This window comes from Denitrificimonas halotolerans (assembly GCF_034259425.1).
Lineage (GTDB): Bacteria > Pseudomonadota > Gammaproteobacteria > Pseudomonadales > Pseudomonadaceae > Denitrificimonas > Denitrificimonas halotolerans.
Map to the genome: position 1 here is coordinate 1 of NZ_JAXIVU010000048.1, position 583 is coordinate 583.

Sequence of the window (583 nt, forward strand, 5' to 3'; positions counted from 1 at the left end):
CATGTGCCCTTGCTAAACCGCATGGCTCGCAGCGTCAATTTCGTTTGGGACTTTGTTAATGAATTAAGTCAACGCTCGATTAAAGAGCGTGGTGTGTTTTTGTCTGCTTTTGATATGTATCCCTACACTAAGGGCGCAGGTAAAGAGCTTGGGCTGCACAGCCAAATCTTGCAGTGCATTGCAGGTGAGTATGTCGCACGCCGCAAGCAGTTTAAGAAAGTGCGGCTGAACTGGCGCAAATCAGGTGGTGTACGCCGCTCATTGGGCTGGATACCCGTCAATACAGGTGCGGCGCAATGGAAAAACGGATAGATCTACCACAACGGCCACTATTTTAAGGTGTGGGACAGCTACGGTTTGAACCAATACAAGTTTCGCTCGGCCAGTTTCAATGAAGATGCCCGTGGCCGCTGGTACTTCAATGTAGTGGTGGATGTGCATGCTGAGATACCCGCCGGCCAAGATCGCATCGGTATTGACCTTGGCTTAACTGATACAGCCACCTGCTCGGATGGCACCAAGCTAGAAGCGGGCCGCTTCTATCGTGGCCTTGAGGAAAAGTTGGCTATAGCTCAACGAGCCA

2 pseudogenes are annotated in these 583 nt (G+C 51.1%); both read left to right on the forward strand.

Annotated features, from left to right (window positions below):
• A pseudogene (locus TOI97_RS13205) lies at positions 1 to 312 on the forward strand (RNA-guided endonuclease InsQ/TnpB family protein); the annotation flags it as partial.
• A gap of 27 nt (positions 313 to 339) precedes the next feature.
• A pseudogene (locus TOI97_RS13210) lies at positions 340 to 583 on the forward strand (RNA-guided endonuclease InsQ/TnpB family protein); the annotation flags it as partial.